Below are 26,722 nucleotides of genomic sequence, written 5' to 3' on the forward strand. Positions count from 1 at the left end.
GCATAAGATCAATGTCTTTCTGGTCGTCGATCATGAGGTTGGGTGAGAACCCCCTATAGAACTTTCCTGGCCTTATTCGCATGGGAAAGGTGGGATTTATACACGGATCGCGTCGAAATGGCCTGTCAGCTTTACAATCGGTATCAACCCGACATCGTCGTGATGAATTATTTGTCGATGTCGGGCATCAAGTCGCGATGAGAAGCGCGGAGTTTATTTTTCGAGCTTGCTCTTTAAGCCATCCAGACCGTTTTTCAAAAATGCGGTGACCGCTTTGACGGCGGCCGCGTCGCTCAGGTTTTCCGGCGGCGTATTGCCGGTATCGCCGCGGTAAAAGCGGCTCTTCAGGGTCACCACCGAGTTGCCTTCGGCCTCGCCCGGCTTGACCTGGATTTCCATCGAGTAGGAACTGGTCGGAAACGCCTCGACGTTTTCTTTCTTGAGCCGGTAGCTGTATTCATGGTCCTTGTCGCTGTAGAAATCCAGCTCCTCGACCAACTGGCCGCCGTTGTGCAGGGTCAGGGTGCGGATTCCGCCCGACTCGTGCTTGCCGTCGCCGGAGCTTTCCTTCACATCCGGATGCCAGTCGGCGATGGCATCGAATTGCTTGACCATGCCCCAGACCTTATCCAGCGGCGCGTTGATGGTAATGCTTTCCAGCCCCTTCTGAGGCGTTGGGCCGTGCGCGAAGGCGGCCATGGAAAACAGCAGGATACTCGGCAGAATGATAAGTAAGCGTTTCATGAGGTGATGTCCCTGATTAAATACACCATTATCAAAAGCTTTATTTGGAAAGCCGAGGGGGTTTTTCCTGAAATGGAAGGGTATTTATTCCTGTTGTGCCGGCGGGGTGAATACGGTTGACATGCGCCGCACATTCAGGAAAACTCCCGGCTTATTTGGAAAAAATCCCCCCTTCACATGCGTGGAACCATGAGCTTACGCTATCAAATCAATATCAGAATCCTGTTTTCTTCATTATGTATTTTGCTGCTGGGCGGCAGCATCGCGGTCTGGCAGGCGCGGCAGGCGGTTAATGAGGAAATCGATGCGTCGGTCAGTTTGGCGGCGCAATTGATTCGCCTCGGTTTTTCGCAAACGATGTTCAATGAGTCCGACTGGCTGCGCCGGATCAATTCGCTGAAAGAAACGAGGCATCTTCAATTCCAGTTGCAGACGCCCTCGGGACAAATTCTGAACGTTGTACAAAAGGAGGCGGGAAAATCCGACGAGGAACGTCCTCCGCAATGGTTCATCGCTTTGGTCGGCGGCAAACACAGCAAAACCGAACAGCCGATCGTGACCGCGGACGGCAAGCAGTTTACCCTGCTGATTCAGGCCAATCCGCTTGACGAAATTACCGAGGTCTGGGGGGAAAGCGTCGCGTTTTTCATTTCGCTTGCGGTACTGACGCTGCTGACTTTTCTGGCGGTGCATCTGGCATTCAGCAAAGCGCTGAACTCGATCGCGATCATCGTGAATGCGCTTGAAAACATCGAAAAAGGCCGCTATCTCGAAAAACTGCCGGCATTTTCGACCTTGGAATACGACAGCATCGCCAAGGCGATCAACCACATGACCGACCAACTCAGCAAGTCGCAGCAGGAAAACCGGGCCTTGACCCAGCATTCGCTCGAAATACAGGAAGACGAGAGGCAACGTCTGGCGCAGGAACTGCACGACGAACTAGGGCAGTCGCTGACCGCGATCAAGGTGATGGCGGTCACCGCGGCACACCAAAAAGCCGACATCCAGCAAACTACCGAGGCGATCGTGAGCATCTCCGATCATTTGATGAACGTGGTGCGGTCGATGATGCACCAATTGCATCCACTGGTGTTGACCGAACTCGGTTTGAAGGCGGCGATCGAGGATTTGCTGGGGCATTGGGCTTCCAGGTATCCGGATTTGCGCCTGAGTCTCGACTGTACCGATAACGTGGATGAACTCAATCAGAAAATCACCATTCAGATTTTCCGGGTCGTGCAGGAATGCCTGACCAATATCGTGCGCCATGCGGAGGCCAATCAGGCATCGATTAAAATTCAAATTGAGCATGCGCAGGAAGAGAGATTGCGGCTAGAAGTACGTGATAACGGCCAAGGCTGCGTCGGCGACCAAATCAAAACCGGTTTCGGACTGTTGGGAATGAAGGAGCGTATCCAAAGTTTGGGCGGGGAATTCAACATCAATACCCAGCCGCAACAGGGGATGTGCATCGTCGCGAGCATCCCGTTGACACGATAAAAAATCATTTCGTCTTGAGCCTTGCCACTTCCGCATGGTCCCTGCGTCCCTAATAAAGCCCTCCTTTCCTCAAGCCCGTGCCTGTTCGCGCAAACAACAGGGCAATCGCGCTTCGAGGGGCGTTCTAAGTTTGCAGGCTGGGCAGCCCAGCCTTTCGCGCACGAATGATCAGCTTCGCTAAAGCCCGAGGTCGCTGAGTCCCGGATGAGCGTCGGGGCGGCGGCCCTGTGGCCAATGAAACTTGCGCTCGGATGCTGGTATCGGCAAGTCGTTGATACTGGCATGGCGGCGGCGCATCAGGCCGTTTTCGTCGAACTCCCAGTTTTCGTTGCCGTAAGAACGGAACCATTCGCCGTGCTGATTATGCCACTCGTAGGCAAAGCGGACCGCGATCCGGTTGCCGTCAAAGGCCCATAATTCCTTGATCAAGCGATATTCCAGCTCGGTTTGCCATTTGCGAATCAGGAACTCGATGATCTGTTCGCGGCCGACCGGAAATTCGGCGCGGTTACGCCACCGGCTGTCGGCGGTATATGCGAGGGCGACGCGCTCGGGGTCGCGGTTGTTCCAGGCGTCTTCCGCCATGCGGACTTTTTGCTCGGCGGTTTCGCGCGTGAACGGGGGGAATGGAGGACGCGGTTCGTGGATCGTTGTCATTGAAGACTCCTAAATGAATGATCGAAAGACCGATGCTATTTTCCCATTATTCCCGAGAGACGATCAATTTTACCTTGCTATTGAGAGTGCATACGACAGTTTTAAGTCTTCGTCTCGGCTGATGGCCAGGCCTTTAACATCCTGACACTTCCTGCTTGGAATTTGCTTGATTAGGCCCGGCCACCGGAGCATCGAATCCATGACTTGGCCGGATGGACAATTAAACGTCCCCTCTGAAAATCGCGGAAGCGGAGCAAGGCGAAGCGAAGATTTTTAGCCCCCGACAGCCGTAGCGCCGGGGGGCAAAGCGCAGCGTAGCAAACCTTCAAGGCATCGCGACACGGGGTAAAGTCATTGCGAAGCGAAGCCCCGATCTCCTTGTGGGTCGGGGCGGGCGAAGCAGGACGAATCGGTGCCTCCGAAGGCAATGGTTGCCGCGTAATTTTTGCCGCTTGATTAGGCTTGGATGCCCAAAACAAGCTTTCGCAAAAATAGTGGCCTATCAATACGACGACAATGTCGGTTGCCGAATTCAAAAGTCGTCGGCGTATCAAAACATGAAAAGTCGGGCATGCTTTCGATGCCCGACTTACGCGGATTAGCTATTACCTGCTTTCAGATGCGCAACGGCTTCTTCGGCGTGTTTGGTAGCAACTTCGGCATGATTTTGTTTGCCATGGGCGATTGATTCTTCCAGCGATTTAATGCCGGCGGCTACATGTTCCTTGGCTTCTCCGCTAGCTGCGGTTTCGGCTTTTTGGGCATGTTTCAGCGCGTTCTCAGCATGATCGACCAATTGCTGCGCATGACCGGCCTGACCATGAGTGACCGCGTGTCCTGCGTGTTTCAAGGCTTCGGCGGCATGTTCCTCGGCAAATACGCCGGTGCTGGTAAATAGCAAGGCACAAAGTATCGCAATATTTTTTTTCATATTTTCACCTACATAGATTATGGGATTGGTTCAAAAACAATCAGACGCCAGACATTGCCTATTCATTGAAGCGATCTTTTTTAACAATTGACTCGCTGATTGCAAAAGACTGTCAGCATATCTTATCGTCATAATCTACTAATCAATATATATGCCAATCTTTAAATGCATGATTATGAAATAAAATTAAGGTATAAGGCCGAATGTGCTGTTAGTTATCAAACAGGGCTTGCTGAATGGCTGCCCGCCGAGCAGCAGCTTGGTCGTCAAGTCTTAATGCAAGGATGTGGCTGGAACTGGCTCGCCGATTATACCGGGGCAAGGTGAGCTCAGCTTTGTGCGGGCAGGTAAAGCACTTTTTCGCCCCGAATTTCGGCTATATGAAAAATCCGCAAACTAGGCCGGAGAAATTCTATTTCATGTGAAAACTCCGGTGGTCAATTGCCGTTACTTGGCCGGTGAGGGCGTGGAAGTGGCAGGACCGATGCCGACGATCTGTAAGATTGTGTCTTCATTCTTGGCGCCATCGTAGTGGATTTCATTGCCGAAGTGGGTGACGAAGCTGCCGGCCGGCACCGGTTGCAAATTGTCCGGATTGTAGTCGCTGCCGGTGCCAACCCACCAGGTGCCGGAAATGACCGTAATGAAGCGGTCGTTGGGATGCGAGTGCGGCTTGCTGTTGTGGTGGGCTTTCCATTTATTGAGCACCACATACAGGCCGGGCTTGGACGGATCGCCGACCAGCACGGCGCTTTCCGATCCGCTGGGGTTAGCAACCCATTTGATTTGATCCGGCAGTTTGATTGAAATGGCCTTGGGGTCAAGGTCCGCCGCGATGGCGGAGCCTAAGCCCAGGGACATGCCGATCGCCAGCACCAGTTTTTGAGGGCGGCGCGCGCTAAATATACGTACCATTATGAGACTCCTGTTCGGACGGGTGGAAAAGTATGTGGGTTCGATGTGGCGAACGGCTCAAGGGGCCGCCGTAACTCGATAGTGGGCTAACTCAGGCGGCATCACGGCGGTTTCGCTGTGCGGCGTACCTGCCGGCACCCATTCGTACGGCACCGGTTGGCCGCGATAAAGTTGATGGTTGGCGGTTTCCTTGCCGGTCAGTGCGTCCTTTCCCGCTTTGCTATAAGGATTGACGTACTCCCAGACGATGTCGCCGTCGGTCGTCACCTGAAACAGTCGGCCACTCTGGCCTTCGTCGATGAAGGTATTGCCATTCGGCAAGCGGCGAGCGGCGCTGATGTGCGTGCTTCGGAACGACCAGGCTGGCCCGCCGGAGCTTTCGCCGCTGTACTGCCAGACGATTTCGTTTTTGACCGGGTCGATTTCCAATACTCTCGATCCTCCGGTTCGCGGCACGGCGGCCGGCGGGTAGCCGGCTACCCCCTGGTTGTCGAATACCAGTATATTGCCGGCGCCGGATAGACCTTCCGGAATGATGTGTGCGTCATGCTGGGCGCTGATCTGATCGACCGGCCTCGGCACCTTGCGCGCCGATTGTTCTTCGAGGGAGGCCGCGACATAGTGTGGCCCCAGGCCAGGCAATCTTGTCTGTCTTGCGGTCGATGATCGCGATGAAATTGGCGTTACGGGCGTCGAACAGCAGATTATCGGGAGCGAAGCGTTTATCGCCGGCGGCAAACCAGTGATTCGGGCCGACTACCTTCAGATTGTTCACGTGTAAATAGTCCGCAATAGCCGAATTTTTGACCAGTTTCAGCTCTGCCGGCGTGAAACCGAATTCGCTCAAATGTTCGGAAGCGACCCATTTCCAGACCACTTCGCCGGCCGGATTGGCTTCATAAATCACATCGTCCAGAACCTGAGGCTGTTTGAAACCCTTCACCGGATGGACCCAATTGGCCAGCACCACGGTATTGCCGTTCGGCAGTCTGGCCCAGTCGTGATGTTGTTGCGCGGCGCCTCCGGGTGCCTTGTCGCCGAAATTCCACACTGTTTTCCCCTCCCAGTCCAACTCGCCGATAGTCTTGGCTATACGTCGGTTGATCTGGCCCGGCACCAGGCCGGTGCCTTTGCCTTCAGTCGTTTCCAGCGTCACGAACACATGCCCCAGCTTGCCGCCGTTCACGGCCGGATCGATCAGCGTGCTGTGGCTGGCCGCGTCTTTCCATTCGTGAACCGAATTGCCGTTCATGTCGATCAGGTGGGCGATATTGTCGCCGCCGGTAAACAGGACGAAGCTGTTGAAGGCTTTGGCCGGATCATAGCGGGTCGTTCCGGTTGGATAAATGCTGGGCGATGCAGAGGCCGTGACGGCAAGCAAGCCGCTGGCCAGGGTGTAAGCAGCGCCGCGCAGGGTTGTGTGCAATACCGGCGACATCAGCGCTAAGCCACGTGCTGGAAAAGGTTTCGATATACTGAATTTTGTCATATTGAGTAAAGGTGGCTGGATTGTGGAAATGGGGTGAGTTTCAAGTACAGCAAGTTTTATTCCACTCGCGACTGCGGCGGCGATGCCGTTACGGTTGAGATTGAACGGCTTTCGTGGCTTTTATCGCCAAAGCTTTTTTCCTGTTCTTGTTCCTGATCCGTTCGTCAGAGATAGCATGAAGCGCCTTGATGTCACAGAGAGTTTTCTGCTGGCTGAAGCACAGTTTGGCAGCAGTGTATGTGGACAAATCAGCAGGACTTGGCTAAGTGTCCGCCGTTTTCCAATACGGTTTCAGTATCAGGAAATGAATTAAAACAATACGAATATCATTGTGTTATCTGTTATTGCAGGCATGGTCCGGTCATGAAGTAATGATTGGCACACCGTTTGCGTTAAAGCTTTTTGACTACCAAGGCATCTGAGTCCTCGCGGCAAAACGGCCTGCCTTGGCGATTAACGGCTTTATCAATCTTTAACGCATAGGTGAATTAGTGAAAGAACAAGGAACAGGCGTATCTTCGACATACGCTGAGCGACCGGGTGTTCCACCCTCGATCAGTCGCCATCGTAACCTAGTATCCTGCATGGCTTTGGCTATCGCGGGCGCATCCATGTTGGCATCGCAGAATGTGTCTGCGGCGCCGGTTAAGCAGACTAAAGACGCGCAGGTCGGAGGCGATCCATCCGTGGCCGATCTGAAAGCCCAGGTCGAGCGTTTGACTCGTGAGTTGGAAGCGTCAAAGCAGCGCGAGCAGGATTTGATTACCAAGGGTACTGCCGCGGCGGCCACGGAAACGCCGGCGGCTGAAACTGGCGCCGTTGCCGGAGCGGTCGGGCAGGGCAGTACAGTGGCGGCGGCCGAACCGGAAAGTAAAGCGCCGGAGGTTCAGGAAGAGCCGAAGAATCTGGCGGAAGTGACCGTCACCTCGCGGCGTAAGGAAGAAAAGTTGCAGGAAGTCCCAATCCCTATTGCGGTGATCAGCGGGGAGCAGATGAAGCGGGACAACATCGTCAGTGTGCAGGATTTCGCGCGCCGGGTGCCCAACCTCGGCGTCACCGCCACCAATGCGCGGCAAACCAGTATCGCGTTGCGTGGTTTGGGCAAGAACAGCGGCAACGAATCGATGGAATCCAGCGTCGGCGTGATGATCGATAACGTCTGGCAGTCGTGGGTCGGCTCGACCTGGGCTAACTTTGCCGATATCGATCATGTCGAGGTGCTGCGCGGACCCCAGGGAACCTTACAAGGCAAGAACAGCAACTTGGGTCTGGTCAATGTCGTTTCCCAGGCTCCTACTTTTAAGTCAGGTTATTACGCCGATGGCTTTGCCGGTAATCGCAATTCGCTGCAAGGCAAGTTCGGCGCGACCGGTACGATTCTCCCAGGATTGCTCGCATACCGCGCTTCCGGCTATATCGACCGGCGCGACGGCTTCGTTGAAAACCTCGATGTGGCGGTCACCGATGGCAAGCTGCAGGAAACCAATTCACTGGGCGGCCGCCTGCAGTTTTTACTGACGCCCAGCGACGAGTTGTCCGCACGCCTGATCGTGGATCGCACCTCGTCCACGCAAAGCATGAGTGTGAACCCAAACATGGAAGATCCAGCTACATTTGCGGATGGCACGGCGCGGCCGATAACCTATAGTTCCCGCCTGGGACGCGACTGGTTCGATGTCTTCACTCGTTCCGGGCAACCGATAACCGTGATCGGCGATCCACGAAAAGTCGCGCAAGACAACAAGCAAGTGTCCCGCGCCGATGGCGAGGGCGTGTCTGCTGAAATCAACTGGGATGTGCTGGGGCACCGGTTTACCTCGGTTTCGGCGTATCGGGATTCATTGTTCGAACCGCATCATGACGGCGACCGTTCAGTTGCGGACATCATGCGTATCGGCGGGGTCACCGTCAAAAACCAACAATGGTCGCAGGAGTTTCGTATCTCTTCCAAAGAGCCGGGGCCGATCGATTATCAGGCCGGTATATTTACGATGCGCAGCATCGCGGATACCTTTAGCCAAAACTTTTATGGCAATGATGCGGGCGCTTTTTATGCCTCCAATGGGCAATACGGCCGCTTGAATTCGACCGCCATTGGCCGCCAGATGATGCGGGCATCGTTACTTGAGGTGATGGATACCGCTTATCTGAATCCGGCCACCGACAGTTATGCCGGCTACGGTCAGCTCAACTGGCATATTACCGACGCGGCGACGCTGACTTTGGGCTTGCGCAATACCTTCGAACAACGATCCAATTCGGGCAACCATACTGCATTCGGCGGTGCCGACTTGACCGCGTTGGCCTCCTCGATAGGCGCCAGCGCGCAAAACCTGACCGATGCGCAGGCCATTCGCAGTGGCCAAATAAAGTCGAATTGGACGGCTGAAAGGCAGGGTTTCGATCAGAACTCGCAAAACTGGCTGGTTAACCCGAGTTATAAAATCACCAAGGATGTCATGGCTTATTTCTCGGTGTCCGGCGGACAAAAGTCCGGCGCCGCGCAATTCAACGCCAATACCGGCGCGGTCGAAAACGTCGATCCCGAAGATGTGATGGATTACGAATTGGGCATTAAAAGCAGCTGGTTTAATCGGAAATTGGTAGCCAATTTGAATCTTTATCAAACCGATGTGAACGGCTTTCAATCGCAGTTGGTGTTGCCCGATGAAACCCGGCCGGGCCAGTACCGAACCAAGCTAGGCAATATCGAGGGCATCCAATTGCGAGGTATCGAATTGGAGACCAGTTGGGATGTCACGCGCGGTTTGAATCTGTTCCTGAACGGTTCCTACAACCACGCGGTTTACACCGACTTTAGAAACGCGCCTTGCCCGCCTGAAGCCAATAAACCGATATGCGACCAGACCGGCATGACCTTGCCGAATGCGCCGGCATTTACCGCCAACTTCGGTTTCGATTACCGGGTGCCTTTCGGTTTCGGCATAGGGGACGATTACGGCCTCCAGTGGCACGCCTTTATGGTGGACAGCTTCAAATCCGCAGCCAACTATAACGCCAGCCTATCCACCTCAGGCAAACAGCCTGCCTATCACGTAACCGACGGCGGTATCGGCATAGGCACTAAAAACGGTCAATACAACCTGGATCTGGTCGGCAGAAATTTCTTCGACACCATTTATCTGACCAACTCCAGTAACTGGTCCAGCACCGGGGCCTCGACCGGGACTTTCGGCGAAGCCCGTTATTACGGCGTGCATTTCAGAGCCAAATTCTAAAGGATGCCGCCTAACCTTGTTTAGTTATTCCGCAATTTGCAATTTCAGGAGAATTATATGTTATTCAAATCATTTTCTACATTAGGCGTTTTACTCTTTGCGGCTGCGGTGCAGGCTGATGATCCGGTGACCCCGGCGATTCCGGGCGTGGCGGCCGGCGGTGTGGTGATCGAACTGATCAAGGACGGCTTCAAAGGCACAGAGGGCCCTATCGGCTACAGCGACGGCAGCCTGTTGTTCACCGAAACCCAGGCCAACAACATCGTGCGCATCGGTCCCGACGACAAGGTCTCGGTGTTTCTTAAGGATTCCAACGGCGCCAACGGCCTGGCGTTGACGCCAGGCGGCGAAATCGTTGCGGTACAGACCGTGAAGACCAAGGTCGGCATCGTGTATCCGGCCAACAAGAAAAAGATTTTGGCCGAGAAATTCGAAGGTGTCGAATTCCAACGTCCGAACGATTTGGTGCGCGCGAACAGCGGCGCTATTTATTTTACCGATAGCGGCACCCGGCCGACCAAGGAAAACCCCAATCCGCCGCCGTCGCATCCGGGCGTGTTCTACATCAGTCCCGCCGGCGAATTGAAACGCCTGGCCAACGACATCGAACGTCCCAACGGCATTCAGTTGAGCAAGGACGAAAGTGTGCTGTACGTCGCCAATACATTGGGAGAACACATTCTGGCCTACGATGTCGCCGCGGACGGTTCGATAGGTAATCGGCGCAATTTCGCCAAACTGGCGGGCTGGCAAAAAGGGGAAGACGGCTGGTCGAGCGGCGCCGACGGCCTGGCCTTGGATGACGAGGGCAGGCTCTATGTGGCGTCGAACGCCGGCATCGAAGTGTTTGATGCGAAGGGTGAAGCGCTGGGTGTGATTCCGCTGCCGAAAAAGCCGCAAAATTTGGCGTTTGCCGGTTCCGACAAAAAAACTCTATATGTGGTAGGGCGCGGCGCCGCATACAAGATAGCGTTGTTGGCGCAGGGGATCAGCGGCCGAGCCAAGTAATATCATAAGCTTTAGTCTCGTAGTGTGCTCTCTTGGCGGGCTAAGGATTTATTCCTTGGCCCGTTTTTTTGTTTGCGGCCTTCAAGCATCAACCAGGTCTGGGTTTTCGACCCCGTCCTGAACGTTTCATCCTCATTTTTCAATCCCAATAAAGGTACCGGACGGGTTTACAAAACCCGTTCGGGGGCAATGCTGTTGAGTTAACACCATGGCCCTCCATAGCGACCGTTCACTGGACGGAGCCGAAGCCGGCTGTTCGCTTCGGCTCCGCCCAGTGAACGGCTTACCTCAACAGTATTGGAAGGGCGTGTGTTTAGCGCTATTGCTCTAACCATTATCCTGGGCCTTGACGAGGCGAGCCCGCCTTGCTAGTCCAGCAACAGCGTGTGTTGTCGTGCTGTTGTTATTTCATCAGCGTGTTTGCGGGGCGCTAGTTAGGGTCGCCTATTTTTCGTTCATCATTCCACCTACATATAAAACAATCAATATAAAACAGTTAATTACGATTTTTTTTTGGCAGGTCGTCGAGAACCGTCGCGTCTGGCACATATGTTGCAAAATGATCTGGGTACAACACGACCCATGTGCGCCGCCTAGGCGCGTTTTTTGCCAAAAAAAGAAAAGAGAAAAGCGATGATCAAAAATACCACAACACTATTTCTGCTGACGATGATGCTGGTCAGTCAGGTCGGGCCGGCGACAGCGGCGGAGCATGACCATAAATCGACCGCTTCAGGCGCCAAACCTTATAGTTACAAAACGCCGAAACTTAGCCGCGCTCAATTCGATGCCCTGCTGGCCAAACCGGAGGAGTTGTTGATTATCGACGTGCGCCGTCCCGACGAAGTCAGCAAAATCGGAAGCTTTCCAGTTTATCTGAGTGTTCAGGCCAAAGAGCTGGAAGCGGCGCTGCCTTTCATTCCAAGAGAAAGAGCGATCGTTACCGTTTCTAATCACGCCGGCCGCGCGGGCGCTGCGGCTGATGCGCTGGCCGAGAAAGGTTTCAAGGTGGCCGGCGCGGTAGGTTCGCAGAATTATGAAGAAGAAGGCGGCAAGATCATCCGGATCGTGCCGCCTGCGCCGAAAGCCAAGTAGAGCCCCGACGCCTCGTCTTCGTTTGTTTTGGAGTAGATCAATGAAAAGAAAATTATCTTATGTCGTCGTTTGGGGGATAGCGGTGGCGTTGAGCATCGATACCCCCACGGCGGACGACAAGCCGTCAGCGGCGAATGAAAGCGCGCCGGCGGCGAAGTCCAAGTCGAAATTGTGGTCTTATCAGCCGGTAAAAGCACCGGGGGTTCCAGCCGTCAAACAGCAGGATTGGGTTAGAACACCCATTGATGCGTATATTCTGGCGCAATTGGAAGCCAAGGGTTTGAAACCGTCGAAGGATACCGATCGTGCAGCGTTCATCCGTCGCGCGACCCTGGATGTTTGGGGCGTGATTCCGACCCCGGAAGAAGTCGAGGCCTTCGTTAACGACAAGTCCGTCAATGCTTACGAAAAACTGGCAGACCGCCTGCTGTCTTCGCCGAAATATGGCGAACGTCAGGGGCGGAAATGGCTGGATTTGGCCCGATATGCCGACAGCACCGGTTTTCAGAACGATAACGATCGGCTGAACATGTGGCGTTACCGGGATTATGTGATCAATTCCTTCAACCAGGACAAACCTTATAGCCGTTTCGTTCAGGAGCAATTGGCCGGCGACGAGTTATGGCCGGGCGACGAGCAAGCCCTGATCGCTACCGGTTTCATGGCGCAGTTCCCCGACAACGCGAACTCGCGCGACTTGGTGCAGCGCAAATACCAGATCACCACCGACATCACCGATACCGTGGGCAAGGTGGTCTTGGGGCAGACGGTCGAGTGCGCGCGTTGCCACAATCACAAATTCGACAAGATCAGTCAGAAGGATTATTTCTCGCTGCAAGCGTTCTTTGCGAATATCGCGCCGGTAGACAATATACCGGCCAAAAAAGGCGATATCGAGCGTGCATATGAACAGCAGTACGCCAAATGGGATGAGGCGACCAAAGATATCCGCGCCAAACAAAAAGCCATCATCGATACGCATCGGGAAGAAGCGCTCAAATATCACAAGGAACGTTATTTGACCGATTCACGGGAAGCGATCTTCAAGCCCAAAGAAAAATGGACGGCGCAGGATCGCTGGGTCAACCATCGGCTGACCAATGTGACCGACGAGCGCAGCTTGGAGTCTTTCTTCCAGGAAAAAGGCGAAAGCACCGATCCGAAAACCTATAACAAACAGATCGCGGCGCAATGGGCGGAACTGGACAAACTGGATAAACAGCTTAAAAAATTCAATGATCTGAAGCCGGCCACCAGTTCTAACACCATTTCGGCGATGACCGAGCTGGGTCATCCTGACGCGCCGCCGAGTTTTGTCTATGCGGTTGGCGATCACGAAAAGCCATTGGAAGAAGTGCAGCCGGCATTCCCGGCAGCGATCACCGACGAAAAACCGGACATCAAGCCGTTACCGTTCTCGTCCGGCCGTCGTTCGGCGCTGGTCAAATGGTTAACCAGTCCGACCAATCCGTTGACCGCGCGCGTCTATGTGAACCGGGTGTGGGATCAATATTTCGGCAAAGGCATCGTGGCGACGGTCAGCGATTTCGGTAAGGCCGGCGAAAAACCTACGCATCCGGAACTGCTGGATTATCTGGCCAACAATTTCATGAAGAATGGCTGGAGCATCAAAAAGCTGCATCGCGAAATTCTTCTGTCCAGCGTTTACCGCCAGTCGTCCGATTATCGCGAAGACGTGCAAAAAGCCGATGCCGACAACCAATTGCTGGCGGTTTTTCCGCGCAAACGTCTGGAAGCCGAGCAAGTCAGGGATTCGCTGCTAGTCGCGGCCGGCAAGCTGGAAGACAAAGTCGGCGGTCCGAGCGTTTATCCGCCGCTGCCTAAAGCTATCAACGCCAACGGCGGCAACTTCGCCAACGATCCGGCCTGGAAAACTTCCAAGGACAGTCACGATCACAATCGTCGCAGTCTATACGTGTTTACTCGCCGCAGTATCCCCTATCCGATACTGGATTCGTTCAACATGGCGTCGCCGCAGGAAGCTCACAGCAAGCGCGAGGTCACCACCACGCCATTGCAGGCACTGACCCTGTTCAATAGCGAACTGATTTTCGACTGGTCGAAATCTCTGGCCGGGCGAGTCATCAACGAGGCCGGCAAAGATGAATCCAGTCAAATCGATCGTTTGTATCAAATCTTGTTCGCCCGAAATGCCTACGATGACGAAAAAGAGTCGCTGCTGACGTTTTTGAAAGAACAGGAAGGTGTCATTCGCGAGAAGGCATCGGACGGCAAGTTCGAGATCAACGTGCCGACCGGCATCAAGGACAAGAAACTGGACGATCCGATCAGAGCGGCCGCGTTCGTGGATTTGGTGCATGTCGTGGCCAATTCGAACGAGTTCATCTATCGGTTTTAAAAAAAATGAGCGCTGTCGAGGCATGATGGCCGGGTGCCCCGCGGTTTTGCGGGCGCCTCTCGACCCCGATAGATGACTGAAAAAATAATTGATACTTAGAGGGTTACAGCATGAAGAATAAATCGCGTCGAGATTTTTTAGTGAACACCGGCTATGGATTGGGCGGACTGGTTGTTACCGGCATGATGCCGGGCGGCGGCGTCATCGCCACTGCTTTGGCTGACGATGCCGGTCTGTCGGCTTTGGCCGGCGCCAATCCGTTGGCGCCGAAAGCGCCTCATTTCGCCCCCAAAGCCAAGACCGTGATATGGCTGCATATGGCGGGCGCTCCCAGTACCCTGGATTTGTACGATTACAAACCGAAATTGGTCAAACTCGCCGGAACCGGAGTGCCGGCATCGTATCTGCAAGGCATTAAAACCAGTACGCAGGGCGGCGTGACCAAATTGATTGCTACCAAACGTACCTGGAAACAGCATGGACAGAGCGGAGCCTGGTTCTCGGACTGGCTGCCGAATCTGGCGCAACACGCCGATGAACTGGCCTTCATCAAATCCAGCGTCACGATTGGCGCAACCCACGATATTTCTATTATGAAACTGAACTCCGGCGGCTTGAATCCCGGCCGTCCGACGCTCGGAGCGTGGGTACAGTATGCGCTGGGTTCGGCCAACCCCAACTTGCCGGCCTATGTGGTGCTCTACAACGACAAACGCGAACCGAGAGGCGGCGTCACCAACTGGGATTCGGGCTTTTTGCCGGCGGTTTATCAGGGTACGCCGTTCCGTCCCGGTAATTCGCCGATTCTGCATTTGAACAACCCGGAATATTTGGCAGCATCGGAAAAACGCCATGCGCTGGATTTGTTGAAAACATTGAATCAAAAACACGGCACGCACTATCCGCAAGACAGCGAACTGAAAGCCCGCACCGAATCCTACGAACTGGCTTACCGGATGCAGGAAACCGCGCCGGAAGCGGTGGATTTCAGTAAGGAATCCGATGCCACCAAGGAGTTGTACGGCCTCAATGACGAATTGACCAAACCCTACGGCGAACTGCTGTTGCGCGCCAGACGGCTTACCGAACGCGGCGTGCGCTTCATTCAGGTGGTTTCCGGTCCGACCGACATTAAAGGCGACAGCCGCGACTGGGACGCCCATCAAAATATCGAAGACAATCACAGCAAACATTCGCACATCGTCGACAAACCGATTGCCGGTTTGTTGAAGGATTTGAAGGAAAAGGGCTTGTTGGATTCAACTCTGGTGGTGTGGACCTCCGAGTTCGGCAGAACGCCGTGGAGCGAATCCGGCGACGGCCGCGACCACAACCCTTGGGGTTACACCCAATGGATTGCCGGCGGCGGCATCAAGGCCGGTTATACCCACGGCGGCACCGACGAACTCGGCGTGCAGGCTGTCAAGGGTACCGAAGTCGATACCTATGACTTGCATGCGACGGTCCTCAATCAACTGGGACTCGATCACCTGAAATTGATTTACAAACATCAAGGCCGTTCCGAACGGCCGACCGTGGTTTACGGCAAGGTGATCAAAGAATTGATCGCCTGAGGACGCAGCCATACAAACGCTTGCGCTGCCAACCGATCAAGGTCGGTCGGCTCCGTTCGGGATAAACCGACGGTTGGTGGCGCGGCAGGGATTAACGAGAGGATAGATTGTTAAGATGCGCAGCACAATGATTATGTTCGCGATAGCATTCGCGCTGGGGAGCGGTAGCGCGTCCGCCGAAAGCGATTTCGATTTCGAGGAATTGATGAACGATGTCGAAACCAAGACGCAAAACGTGCAGAACAATATTGCGGCCAAGGACTTCGCTACCGCGGGTAAGGAAGCCAAGGAACTGCAAGACGCTTTCAAGCTGGTCGAGGGGTATTTTGCCGATCGCGGCGATGCCGCCGACGCGGTAACCAATGCACAGGATTACCAGAAAAAAGCCGAGGCGATTCAGAACGCGCTGAGCGCCGGCGATGCCAATACCGCGGCGAGTGTCGCGTCCGATTTTTCCAAACAATGCCGCGGCGCCTGCCACGACAAATACAAACCCCTGTAAACGGAATGACCATGAAACGCTTATTTTTGAAAATTGTACTCTCTCATCTGTTCGCCTTACCGGCGCTGGCCGTACTTCCCGAGGGCCATCCGGCCCCGGCTATCGAGGCGCAAGCGTCTCTGGCCGGCAAAGCTCTCGATTACTCGCTGCAGGAGAAACTGAAAAAAGGCCCTGTCGTCGTGTATTTTTTTCCGTCGGCCTATACCGGCGGATGTAACATTCAGGCGCATAGTTTTGCGGTCAACCACGACAAATTCGCCGCCGCCGGCGCCAGCATCGTCGGCGTTTCGCTGGACAGCATCGAGCGCCTGAACGACTTTTCCGCAGATCCTGAGTATTGCGCCGGCAAGTTTCCGGTGGTCGCGGATGCCGACGGCAAGATCGCCAAGTCCTTCGACGTGGCCGTTCGCGATGCGGCGCCCGGCAAGAAAGACACGCGCGGCGCGGAAATCAATCACGGGTTCGCCGAGCGGGCTACTTTCATCATTACCCCCGACGGCAAGATCGCTGCCAATATCGGCGGCCTGAAGCCGAAGGAAAACGTCGACAAAGCCTTGGAAGTCGTGCAGCAACTGAAAACCGGACAAAAGGCTATCTGAGGATGACGCTGGCGCAATGGATGGCGTTGTTTATGCTGGCGTTGTTCACACCGATCGAGGTTGCCTCGGCCGGGTCTGGCGGCAATGAGCTGTCCCAACGCCTAGGCAGCGGCAATCCGGTCGCGGGCAAGGAAAAGTCGGATGCCGGCCGCTGCCAGGAATGTCACGGCGTCGATGGTAACAGCGGCGACACCCGGATTCCTAATCATGCCGGTCAATATGCCGGTTATCTGGCCAAACAGCTTAGCGATTTTCAGGCCGGCGCGCGTCAACATACGGTGATGTCGGTGATGGCAGAAGACCTCGATGCCGCCGATATCGCGGATATCGCGGCCTATTTTGCCGCGCAAAAACCGATGCGTGGCCGTGACGGCATCGGCAATGCTTCGGCGCGCCGTCTGTTCGTGAACGGCGATGCCTCACGCGAAATTAAGCCTTGCGCCGAGTGTCACGGCAAGAACGGCGAGGGCAGGGTGAGCGGCGATGGCGGCACGGTTTATCCGGTGCTAGGCGGCCAACGCAAGGCGTATTTGCGCTCACAATTGGTCAGCTGGAAGCTGGGCGAGCGGCATAACAGCCCTGACGGGGTGATGAACGAAGTCGCCAAGCGACTGAACGAGGACGACATCGACGCGTTGGCCGATTATCTGTCCGGGCTCCAGCCGCCGTAGTAATTAATGAACAAAGTTTAGGATCACAATGATGAAGCTTTTGAACTGGCTGCTCTATGAAGTTCACCGCTGGCTAGGCATTCTGTTAGCCGTGTTTATGTTTGCCTGGTTTTCGACCGGCATCGCGATCATGTATTCGACGCCGACCACGCAGAGTCGGATTCAGCAACTGGCCCACGCCGAAATCCTGATGCCGCAACCCGGTTGGCTGAGTCTGGGCGATGTTTGGGAGCGCAGCGCCGAGCAACGTCAAGCGGCGGCGGCCGAGCGCAGAGTCGAACCCGCCGGCAACGCCGAGGCGGCAAGTAAAAAAACGATCATCCCTCTGGCGATAGCGGATGCCCGTTTGCTCAGGATGGCCGGCGAACCGGTGTGGCTGGTCGAGGATACGCGCGGCATGCGCTTTGCGTTGTCGGCCGTGGACGGCGCTTTGCGCGAAACCTCGGCGGAGCAGGCGCTAACGATCGCCAGGAACTGGTTCAAGGCCGAGGGCGCTGAACCGGTCGTACTCAGCTATTTGGAAGCGGTCGAAAAACCCATCATTCTGCGCAATCAAGACACCCTGCGTCCGTTCCATCATATCTCCACCGGCGACGGCAAGGAGTTGCTGATTTCCGCGCGTACCGGAGAGGTATTGCATGCCTCAACCCGTCTGGACCGGGCGCTTTATTGGGGCGGCAATTGGCTGCATCTGCTTAAACCGCTGGAGGCGATCGGTCTGGGTGAATACCGTCACAGCATCCAGCTGGGCCTGGGCTTGTTCGCAACGGCGGCGTCGCTGACCGGCCTGATCATCGGCTGGTTGCGCTGGCGGCCGGGCTTCGGCGGCAGGCCGACTTATTCGCAAGGCCGCACACAGCCTTACCGCGAATTCTGGGCCAAATGGCACTTCTGGAGCGGCCTGCTCGGCGGCAGCATCGCGTTGTGTTGGGCGTTCAGCGGTTTTCTCGATACCAATCCGGGCAAATGGTTTACCGAGGAGAATTACGGCAGGGCGGACTTGAGCCGCTTCCTGGGCGGCGAGTTGCCGGCGGCGATGCGCGACTGGCGGCCAGAGTATCAGACGCTCGCGGCGGACGGCCGTGAGGTGGTCGAGCTAGGCTGGCGGCGTTTGGGCGGGGAAGCGGTATTGTTCGCCGATACCCGCGACGGCCAGCACCTGCCGCAAACGCCGAATGGCGCGAGCAGTCGCTTCGGCGAAGCCGCAATAAGAGATGCGGTGCAGCGGCTGGCAGGCGAGGCCGAGGTGGTCAGTCTGGAAGAATTACACGAATACGACAGCTACTATTATCCCCGGCATCATCAAGGCCAAGCCGAAAAGCCGTTGCCGGTGCGCTTGGCGACACTGGGCGATGAGAGCGGCACCTTGATCTACCTCGATCCGCAAGACGGCCGCCTGATCGGCAAATTCGACCGCAGCCGCCGCGTGTTCCGCTGGCTGTATTCGGCATTGCACCATTGGGATTTCGGCTGGTTGTACTATCGGCCGCTATGGGATGCCTGGATGCTGGTCTGGATTTCGTTCGGCCTGGTGCTGGGGGCGAGTTCAGTGGTGATAGGCTGGCGGCGGTTGAAGAAGGCGCTAGCGCGGAAAAAACAGGCTGTCCCGCAGGGCTTAGCTACCGCCAGACTAAAGACCGAAAACGCGAGCTGACAGCTTATCAGAAGGCCTGCTAGGTTTTAAAAACCTGGCAGGTCTATGCAACTTAAATCAACATTTTAATTTGGAGCAATAAACATGGGCTTTAGTATTCCCCATCTGTTAATGGTACTGGCAATCGTCATTTTGGTATTCGGCACCCGGCGTCTCAAAACCGTCGGTTCCGATCTGGGCGAGGCGATCAAAGGTTTTCGCAGCGCGGTCAGGGAAGGCGAGGAGTCACAGGCCATCGTCCGTCGAGACGGCGAAGCATTGGAAGCCGATCTCGCCGAGCCGCAAAAATACAAGGTTTGAACCGTAACCATGTTCGAGGTCGGCTTATCCGAAGTGCTGATGGTCGGTCTAGTGGCGCTGGTCGTAATCGGCCCGGAACGGCTGCCTGCTGTGGCGCGTCTTGCCGGCTTCTGGCTGGGCAAGACGCGCAGGTCGATCGCTGCGGTCAAAGCCGAAATGCAACGCGAATTGCAGATCGAAGAACTCCGGCAACAGTTGATCGCCGCCGAGTTTCAAAGCGCGCTGGACGACAGCGAGGCCGCCATCATAGACATCAACGCAGCGATGGAGGCTTTTGCGGACCCGATCGCCGGCCACGAGGCCGGTACCCCAGAGCCATAGGGATTGTTATAGCCTCGTGCCTTATCGGCAACATTTACTTCTCTCGTCATCTTCTTTCAGAAATAGATCCTTGTTGCAATGAGGTGTCACTATCATATGCCATAAATGCATTTATAATTCGAATAATATCGTTTTTGAGCAGATCGCAAAGACTCTATTATACAGGCCAGAGCAGAGCGGGTTCGGATGGTGAATGCGGCACCGGGAGGTTCCGCCCATCGGAGATATCGCTTGAATAAAATATATTTTTTTGGCGGCAATGCCGCCGATTCTGGTAAGGAGGCATACAGATGACATTACTGGCTTTTGACGAACTGCAGTCGCGCTCGCTATCGCTTTCGCTTCGGGCGACGGCGATGGTTTTCGAGGACCCGGTTTCTCACCGTTTGCTCGAACAGATCGAACGCATTGCGCCCAGCGATGCCACCGTATTGATCATCGGCGAAACCGGAACCGGCAAGGAACTGGTCGCTCGTCATATTCATGCTCTTAGTCGGCGCAACCGGAATACTTTCGGCGCATTGAACTGCGCGGCGCTGAGCGAAAACCTGATCGAAAGCGAACTGTTCGGTCACGAAAGAGGCGCTTTTACCGGCGCGGTCACCAGTAAGGATGGTTGGTTCAAAATCGCCGACAAAGGCAGCCTGTTTCTCGACGAGGTCGGTGATTTGCCGTTGAGCTTGCAGGCCAAGCTGCTCAGGGTATTGCAGGAGCGCGAAGTGGTCAGAGTCGGCTCCCGGCAGCCGGTGCCGGTAGATGTGCGGATTATCGCCGCCACCAACGTCAATCTGGAAGAAGCTGTGGCGGCCTCACATTTTCGTGCCGATCTGTATTATCGCTTCAATGTCGCCACCGTTCATCTGTCGCCGCTGCGCGACCGCCCTGGTGATATTCTGCCGTTGGCTCGGCATTTTCTAAAAATCTACGGCGACCGCCTGGGCTATGGCGAGATCAAGTTGCTGCCCGCCGCCGAACAGTTACTGTTGAACTATGATTGGCCCGGCAATATCCGCGAACTGGAAAACGCCATTCACCGCTCATTGCTGGTCTGCCCTGGCAACCGTCTCCGGCCGGAAGACTTCAAACTTTCAGGGATCAGAGTCGTAGAAACTTCGCCGTCGGTATCCACCACGTCATTGGAAAATGCGTTATTGCGGCTGTGCGAACAGGCGCCGCCGAAGCTATACGATGTGATCGAGGAAACCGTCATCCGCACCGCTTTCGAGTTTTGCGAGGAAAACCAGGTGCAGACCGCAAAGCTGTTGAATATCAGCCGCAACGTATTGCGGCATAAGTTGGGAATGTATGGAATGCTGCCGAATGGGCAGAAAAGAATGGCCGATGAAGTTGCCGTGGTGGCGTAATTGGAGTCGCCACCATTCATACTGACACTCATTAGGCGATTATGTGGAAAACATTTGCTGCTAGACAGGATACACGAGTGTGGCCACTCAATCATCAGAAGGGCCTCCTTGTCTCGGCTTCTCTGGTACGAGCCCTGTTCAAGACGTTTTGACGGTTTGTCGACGTATCGAATAACATGGAAGGGTTGGCCATGCCCACGCCCTTGAGCGGATTATGATAATTTGTAAGGGTGAATCTATTTGCTGATAGGCGACAGCCGTTTTTTCCATTGCTTTACGACTTTCACGATTGAGTTTTGGATTCAATGCATCAGTGCAATTCCGGAGCCTATGCCAACGGAAACTGGTAAAATCGATTTTAATCGTATTTTATGAGGGCGCCTCAAAAGGGCCGTTTTATAGGAATTTAACGTGAACTTAATCACGCACATCCGGTTTTTGGTTTCCTTGCTGTTACTGTGGATAGGTACGGCCGATGTTTACGGTCATGAAAGTCACTTATCGTCGTGCCAGCCTTTTCATGGCAGTTTGAACAACTTGCATTTTCGGAACCCGCCAAGGCGAGTGCTGCTTGCGCCTTTGCTGAGCAGGGATCCGCACACGACCGAGAGCCCACGGTGGTCGGAGCAGCCTGCCCACATTCTGAAAGCCTTTTATCGGGACCGCTACCATGCGGACGTTACGGTACTGCGGGATGTCTGGAACTGGAACGATTTTTACCAGGAGGTCGAGCAAATCATGCGGCAGTCGCCTCCATTCGACCGGATAATTTTTATCAGCCATGGCGGTTTCGACGGCCCGGTATTGAAAAATGTCGTGTTTTGGCAAAATCTTGAGATAATTGGCGGCAAAGGTAAACTGTTGCAGTATTCCGAGGCGCAGCCGGGCCTTAAGAATGTGCTGTCGGTTACTTACGACACCGAAAATAACCCCGTATTCAGCGACTATATGGCCACCCGCTGGCCGGAATTGGCGACGATGAAAAGGGGCGATGTATTGCGTTATCTGAAGGGACTGGAAAAACAGATACAACCGCTGGATCGCGCCTGCTACGATCGCTACTGTTCGCCGGATCGACTGGCGACCAGTCCGGAAAATCTGCATGAAGCCCGGCGCGAGATCTGCCAGACTATTTGTCGCAAACCCCTTTTCGATCTAAAGAACTCTGCCGAGATATCGCCGGAACGGTTTTTTCATTTCACCAAAACCCTGAGTTCGCTGGCGGCTGCAGACGGCATGATTTTTTTCGGCGCCTGCAATCCCGGCAGCGCGGCGCCGGAAAAAATGCAGGAGAAGGATGAAACCGAGTTGTTGATCAACTCAACCCTGGCGGGCGGGCCGCACAAGAGCTATGTGCATTTGGTTAGTAAGGCAACCGGCCGCATCGCCGCCGGCCCGATTGGCGAAAGTAGCGCCGAGGATATTGTCAATAGAGTTATCATGCTAGAGACTCGTCGTCCGCAACGCAACTTATGCATCGCAACGCCTGGGGCGCAGTGACCAAGCTGATTTATCGCAATGGCCCTCCGGTTTGGCGCAATAGACCAGGACTATTTGGCGCTATGCGCGCTTTTCTGACTGTTCCCTTGCAAATCCTTGAAACCTCTCAATGGTAGACTAAGCGCAACAGCGGCTTAACAAACATGTCTCGCCTTTCTTGGGGTTATCGCCGATGAAAATCCGTCAAGCTTCCATCGAGGAAGCACTTGATAGTTTAAAAAGCAGTCTTGATGGTCTGTCCCAAGCCGAAGCCGAGCGCCGGTTGAGCGAATATGGCCCCAATCGGATCGAGGATGTGGGAAGGGAATCGGTTTGGCTTGGATTCATTAAGGAGTTCACCAGTTTCTTTGCGCTGATTCTCTGGGTAGCGGCCGGGCTGGCTTTTTTCGCAGAGTCTCAAAAGCCGGGCGAGCACATGTCCACGCTCGGTTACGCTATTCTAGGCGTCATTGTGGTCAACGGTCTGTTTTCGTACTGGCAGCAGTACCGAGCCGAACGGGCCATTGCCGCCTTGCAAAGGCTATTGCCTTTTTACGTTAAAGCATTAAGAGACGGCAAGGTTGGCTTAATTCTGGCGGCCGACCTTGTGCCCGGCGACGTCATTCTTTTGCAAGAAGGCGACAATGTGCCGGCGGATTGTCGTTTGCTCGAAGCGTTTTCGTTGCGCGTCAACAATGCTACCGTGACGGGCGAATCCTTGCCCAAGGCGCGTGATGCGTTGCCGTCGCAGGAAGAAGACTGGGTTTACAGTCGCAACATCCTGCTGGCCGGAACTTCCATCGTTTCCGGTGAAGGTAAGGCCGTGGTGTTCGCCACCGGCATTCATAGCGAATTCGGTAAAATTGCTCACTTGACGCAAACGAGCGGCGAGACAATCTTTCCGCTACAAAGGGAAATCGCCCGCCTAAGCCGCTTCATCTCCTTGCTGTCTATTGTGATCGGTATCGTCTTTTTCGTGATAGGACGCAGCATGGGGCTGCCATTTTGGGATAATTTCATTTTCGCGATCGGCATTATTGTCGCCAACGTGCCGGAAGGGCTTTTGCCTACAGTGACCTTGTCTTTGGCCATGGCGACTCAGCGTATGGCTAAACGTAACGCCCTGATTCGGCATTTGCCTTCCGTGGAGGCTTTAGGGTCGGCAACCGTGATTTGCACCGACAAGACCGGCACTCTGACAATGAACCGGATGGCAGCCAAAACTCTGTATTTGAGCGGTAAAATGCTGACACCGACAGAGGCGCGACGGCAAGACAAGCTAGTGAGGGACAACCGCCGTTTTTTCGAGAATGCCTTTCTGTGCCATAACCTGAAGGAGGCTGTGGTTTCCGGCAAGGTTGAGCTTTTAGGGGACCCGATGGAAATTGCTTTGACGCGAATGGCGAAGATCTGTCTGGGCGAGGCTATTTCTTACCCCAAAATCAACGAAGTTCCCTTCGACACCGACCGCAAGCGTTTGAGCACCATTCACCAGACCCCCAAGGGCGTTGTACTTTACTGTAAAGGCGCGCTGGAAGCGCTCCTGCCTCTTTGCAAGTCAGCGCAAATAGACGGCGCAATCGTGGAGCTGGCTCCTGATATTATTAATCATTTCACTCAGGCTCAGGAGGATATGACCGGTAAAGGTTTGCGCGTATTGGCTGTCGCCTGGCGGGAACTAAGCGGCAATAACGGGGGTAAACAGCAGGAGCAGAACATGATTCTATGTGGGCTGGTGGGTTTGGAAGACCCGCCGCGCCCGGAAGTGCCAGAAGCGATACGCAAATGCCGACAAGCGGGAATCAAGGTGATTATGGTGACCGGCGATCATCCGAATACCGCGCTGGCAATCGCCCGGCAAATCGGGCAAATCGAGTCGAATCATCCCGTGGTGATCACCGGCGATAAATTGCGCAAATTGTCTGAAACTCAATTACGCTTGGCGCTGGATGCGCCGGACATTATTTTCGCGCGAGTCGGCGCCGATCAAAAAATGCGTATCGTTAGCGCATTAAAAAAGAAAAAGGAGGTTGTTGCCGTCACCGGCGATGGCGTGAACGATGCTCCGGCGCTCAAAATGGCTGACATCGGCATTGCCATGGGCCTGACTGGCAGCGACGTCGCCAAGGAAGCCTCCGATATGATTCTGCTGGATGACAATTTCGCCAGCATTGTCGCAGCCATTGAAGAAGGACGCGCTGTCTATGCAAGCATTCGCAAATTTCTGACTTATATTCTGGCATCGAATATCCCTGAAATGGTGCCATATCTGGCTTTTTCATTATTCAAGATTCCATTGCCCTTGACCATTATTCAAATTCTGGCCGTCGATTTGGGTACCGACATGATCCCGGCGCTCGGTCTTGGAGCCGAGAAACCGACACCGGACAGCATGCTAAAACCGCCGCGACCGGCCAAGGAAAGACTGATCGACGGCCGCCTGTTATTGCGCAGCTATTTGTTCCTCGGGCTAATGGAAGCTGCTGCCTCGATGGCCGCTTATTTCTTCGTCCTTTCGGCGGGCGGCTGGCATTGGGGTAAAATCCTGGCAGAATCCGATTCCTTATACCTGCAAGCAACGACCGCTTGTTTAAGCACCATCGTCATGATGCAAGCCATGAACGTGTTCCTTTGCAAAACGCCGGGAGGCAGTGTGTTTATCGCCAAATTGTTCGACAATAAAATCATTCTGTGGGGTATCGCGCTGGAAATTGTTTTGATCCTGGCTATCGATTACACCCCATGGGGCAATCTTGTTTTCGGTACGGCCCCCATTGCCCTTGAGGTCTGGTTGTTAATGCCGCCCTTTGCCTTCGGCATGTTGTTGCTGGAAGAAGCGCGCAAGTCGATTGTGTCCAGGTATCGCGGGCGTGCAAAATAAAGTTCTGCCATGTGCACAAAGCAGCGGAATGCAGGCCCTGTTTTCCAACGGGCTCTATGGGAGCGCCTGGTATTAGCCTGATTCACGAACGGGGGATAGGCCTAGAATCATAGTGCTATTTATCCAAACCTGTCCCCTGGTTTCGATGAAGGAAACAGGGTTATAGCCGGTCTAACAGGTTTACAACGCCCTTTCCGCCTGTTGAACACATGCGTGAAAATTATCGTCGTCTTTGCATCCTTGTGGCCGAGCAACTCCTGCACGCTTGCCCCATTTCTAACGAATGGCGTTTGCCATGGAACAAAATGAACCGTTTGATCCACTGCACATACAGCTTTTCGGTGCGGATGCTTTAGTGCTTGACGCGAATCCGGTCGCCGACTTGATCAAGAAGTTTTGGTGGTGTGTTTTTCGGCTGTGGGGGGGGGGGGATTTTTTTGTCCGCAGTCATGCGCCACTTGGCGTTGCGTCTTCTGCACGTTGCCGCGATCTAGCGGCGTGGTGGCCAAATGGGCCGACTTGAGGCCGCCGTGGCGATTGGGAAACAATTTCGATGCACTTGCCAGAGGCGGCGCAGGCAGGTCAACGTCGCCGCCGGCAACGGCACCAAACGGTTAACCACAGGGATGTGGTGTATGCTGGTTTTGCAGGAGTAAAAACCTGTCTTTATCGCCCTTGGCGTCGCGAATATGCACACGCTTCCGCGCCGCATCGATATCGGCCACCGTCAGGCGTAAGCCTTCACCGAGGCGCAGACCCGGGCTCTAGAGCGTAAAAAACACCCGGCAACTGAGGGTATGTGTCACCGTCCGGCTTCCTCAACAGTCACCATATCCGGGAGGCGCTGAGTTTTTTGCGGTTTGATCAGATTCAACGTCGGCCAGGACTTGTTCAAAACGTAGGTGTAGAAGAATTTGAGCGCGTACAGGTCGAGTTTAACGGACCTCCAGGAATGCGTCTCCAGCAGGTCGTGAAATACTCGAGCAACGGGGGCTTCGGACAGTTCATGGATTTGATAATCGAAATACTCGCCGAGGCGCCGAATGCCACGGGAGTAGGTGGGCCGAAGCCCTTTGAGCTTGAGGTGTTTAAGGTGCGTTTGATAGTTTTGCTTGAAATCGGTTTAAGATAATGGTGTCATTGGCGTGTAGCCTCATGATTCGTCGTAGAATGGTCCCTCGTAGTGAGGGCTTAAGGTTATATTTTATAGTCAATCAAGAGGCTGGGCTTTTCTCCGCCATAGCGGCTTCGTCCAACATATCGCCTTAACAAGTTATCGCAACGAAATTAGACAATTAGGAGCGGTTATGAACAATTCCGATTGCACGTTAGCGAATCCACACCGCACGAAACTGCTATCCAAAAGTCCGTTAGGGTTACGACGCCTGAGCCGATTATGGGCTGCGACCCTAATTC

At 54.6% G+C, this 26,722-nt stretch carries 24 protein-coding genes; 16 read left to right on the plus strand and 8 right to left on the minus strand.

The features are described from left to right. Window positions 1-213: 213 nt before the first annotated feature. Entirely contained in the window at window positions 214-744 is a 531-nt protein-coding gene (locus U2W12_RS08240; protein WP_326500195.1) for an SRPBCC family protein, read from the minus strand. Between the two features lie 189 nt (window positions 745-933). Here U2W12_RS08240 and U2W12_RS08245 point away from each other — a divergent pair, with 189 nt between their 5' ends. Beyond that, complete coding sequence (locus U2W12_RS08245) at window positions 934-2,247, plus strand: ATP-binding protein (protein ID WP_326500196.1); 1,314 nt, start codon at window positions 934-936, stop codon at window positions 2,245-2,247. 177 nt (window positions 2,248-2,424) lie between these two features. Here the strand turns inward: U2W12_RS08245 and U2W12_RS08250 are convergent, their stop codons facing one another. After that, entirely contained in the window at window positions 2,425-2,904 is a 480-nt protein-coding gene (locus tag U2W12_RS08250; protein WP_326500197.1) for a nuclear transport factor 2 family protein, read from the minus strand. Between the two features lie 598 nt (window positions 2,905-3,502). After that, a complete protein-coding gene (gene smbP, locus U2W12_RS08255) occupies window positions 3,503-3,835 on the minus strand; it encodes a small metal-binding protein SmbP (RefSeq protein ID WP_326500198.1) in 333 nt (110 codons plus the stop codon). A gap of 165 nt (window positions 3,836-4,000) precedes the next feature. On the opposite strand from smbP, the gene U2W12_RS08260 reads away from it, so the two are divergent. After that, on the plus strand, window positions 4,001-4,162 hold the full coding sequence (locus tag U2W12_RS08260; protein ID WP_326500199.1) for a hypothetical protein: 162 nt from the start codon (window positions 4,001-4,003) through the stop codon (window positions 4,160-4,162). A gap of 120 nt (window positions 4,163-4,282) precedes the next feature. Here the strand turns inward: U2W12_RS08260 and U2W12_RS08265 are convergent, their stop codons facing one another. From U2W12_RS08265 to U2W12_RS08275, 3 genes are read right to left on the minus strand one after another with little or no spacing between them, the layout of a single operon-like run. Then, window positions 4,283-4,750 (minus strand): cupin domain-containing protein, encoded by a 468-nt coding sequence (locus U2W12_RS08265; RefSeq protein ID WP_326500200.1) that lies wholly within the window; start codon window positions 4,748-4,750, stop codon window positions 4,283-4,285. A 57-nt stretch (window positions 4,751-4,807) separates the two neighbouring features. Next, window positions 4,808-5,332, minus strand: a complete 525-nt coding sequence (locus U2W12_RS08270; RefSeq protein WP_326500201.1) for an arylsulfotransferase family protein — start codon at window positions 5,330-5,332, stop codon at window positions 4,808-4,810. Beyond that, complete coding sequence (locus U2W12_RS08275; protein WP_326500202.1) at window positions 5,295-6,239, minus strand: aryl-sulfate sulfotransferase; 945 nt, start codon at window positions 6,237-6,239, stop codon at window positions 5,295-5,297. The genes U2W12_RS08270 and U2W12_RS08275 overlap by 38 nt, the downstream gene beginning before the upstream one ends. 584 nt (window positions 6,240-6,823) lie before the next feature. On the opposite strand from U2W12_RS08275, the gene U2W12_RS08280 reads away from it, so the two are divergent. The 14 genes from U2W12_RS08280 to U2W12_RS08345 all read left to right on the plus strand — a co-directional run bounded on the left by U2W12_RS08280 (window position 6,824) and on the right by U2W12_RS08345 (window position 25,306). Then, window positions 6,824-9,478 (plus strand): TonB-dependent receptor, encoded by a 2,655-nt coding sequence (locus tag U2W12_RS08280; protein ID WP_326500203.1) that lies wholly within the window; start codon window positions 6,824-6,826, stop codon window positions 9,476-9,478. A 57-nt stretch (window positions 9,479-9,535) separates the two neighbouring features. Then, window positions 9,536-10,486 (plus strand): SMP-30/gluconolactonase/LRE family protein, encoded by a 951-nt coding sequence (locus U2W12_RS08285; protein ID WP_326500204.1) that lies wholly within the window; start codon window positions 9,536-9,538, stop codon window positions 10,484-10,486. A 633-nt stretch (window positions 10,487-11,119) separates the two neighbouring features. Beyond that, on the plus strand, window positions 11,120-11,581 hold the full coding sequence (locus tag U2W12_RS08290; RefSeq protein WP_326500205.1) for a rhodanese-like domain-containing protein: 462 nt from the start codon (window positions 11,120-11,122) through the stop codon (window positions 11,579-11,581). A gap of 40 nt (window positions 11,582-11,621) precedes the next feature. Then, window positions 11,622-13,961: a DUF1549 and DUF1553 domain-containing protein gene (locus U2W12_RS08295; protein WP_326500206.1), complete on the plus strand. Its 2,340-nt coding sequence runs from the start codon at window positions 11,622-11,624 to the stop codon at window positions 13,959-13,961. 110 nt (window positions 13,962-14,071) lie between these two features. Beyond that, entirely contained in the window at window positions 14,072-15,535 is a 1,464-nt protein-coding gene (locus tag U2W12_RS08300) for a DUF1501 domain-containing protein (RefSeq protein WP_326500207.1), read from the plus strand. A 115-nt stretch (window positions 15,536-15,650) separates the two neighbouring features. Further along, window positions 15,651-16,037, plus strand: a complete 387-nt coding sequence (locus U2W12_RS08305; protein WP_326500208.1) for a hypothetical protein — start codon at window positions 15,651-15,653, stop codon at window positions 16,035-16,037. 11 nt (window positions 16,038-16,048) lie between these two features. After that, complete coding sequence (locus U2W12_RS08310) at window positions 16,049-16,636, plus strand: peroxiredoxin (RefSeq protein WP_326500209.1); 588 nt, start codon at window positions 16,049-16,051, stop codon at window positions 16,634-16,636. A 2-nt stretch (window positions 16,637-16,638) separates the two neighbouring features. Then, the gene (locus tag U2W12_RS08315; protein WP_326500210.1) at window positions 16,639-17,307 is read left to right on the plus strand and encodes a c-type cytochrome; all 669 of its coding nucleotides are present in this window, start codon (window positions 16,639-16,641) and stop codon (window positions 17,305-17,307) included. A gap of 28 nt (window positions 17,308-17,335) precedes the next feature. Further along, complete coding sequence (locus U2W12_RS08320) at window positions 17,336-18,961, plus strand: PepSY domain-containing protein (protein ID WP_326500211.1); 1,626 nt, start codon at window positions 17,336-17,338, stop codon at window positions 18,959-18,961. Window positions 18,962-19,045: 84 nt separating this feature from the next. Next, window positions 19,046-19,261 carry a Sec-independent protein translocase subunit TatA gene (locus tag U2W12_RS08325; protein ID WP_326500212.1) on the plus strand — a complete coding sequence of 72 codons (216 nt, stop codon included), beginning with the start codon at window positions 19,046-19,048 and terminating at the stop codon, window positions 19,259-19,261. A gap of 9 nt (window positions 19,262-19,270) precedes the next feature. Continuing rightward, window positions 19,271-19,582, plus strand: coding sequence for a Sec-independent protein translocase protein TatB (gene tatB, locus U2W12_RS08330; protein ID WP_326500213.1), 312 nt, complete (start codon window positions 19,271-19,273; stop codon window positions 19,580-19,582). A gap of 290 nt (window positions 19,583-19,872) precedes the next feature. Further along, on the plus strand, window positions 19,873-20,946 hold the full coding sequence (locus U2W12_RS08335; protein WP_326500214.1) for a sigma-54 dependent transcriptional regulator: 1,074 nt from the start codon (window positions 19,873-19,875) through the stop codon (window positions 20,944-20,946). 411 nt (window positions 20,947-21,357) lie between these two features. Then, on the plus strand, window positions 21,358-22,446 hold the full coding sequence (locus U2W12_RS08340; protein WP_326500215.1) for a hypothetical protein: 1,089 nt from the start codon (window positions 21,358-21,360) through the stop codon (window positions 22,444-22,446). Window positions 22,447-22,618: 172 nt separating this feature from the next. Next, on the plus strand, window positions 22,619-25,306 hold the full coding sequence (locus U2W12_RS08345) for a cation-transporting P-type ATPase (RefSeq protein WP_326500216.1): 2,688 nt from the start codon (window positions 22,619-22,621) through the stop codon (window positions 25,304-25,306). A 220-nt stretch (window positions 25,307-25,526) separates the two neighbouring features. On the opposite strand, the gene U2W12_RS08350 is transcribed toward U2W12_RS08345, so the two are convergent. After that, the gene (locus U2W12_RS08350; RefSeq protein WP_326500217.1) at window positions 25,527-25,655 is read right to left on the minus strand and encodes a hypothetical protein; all 129 of its coding nucleotides are present in this window, start codon (window positions 25,653-25,655) and stop codon (window positions 25,527-25,529) included. Between the two features lie 453 nt (window positions 25,656-26,108). After that, window positions 26,109-26,351, minus strand: a complete 243-nt coding sequence (locus U2W12_RS08355; protein ID WP_326500218.1) for a hypothetical protein — start codon at window positions 26,349-26,351, stop codon at window positions 26,109-26,111. Window positions 26,352-26,722: the final 371 nt, after the last annotated feature.

It is taken from the genome of Methylomicrobium sp. Wu6, from assembly GCF_035916875.1.
Classification (GTDB): Bacteria; Pseudomonadota; Gammaproteobacteria; order Methylococcales; family Methylomonadaceae; genus Methylomicrobium.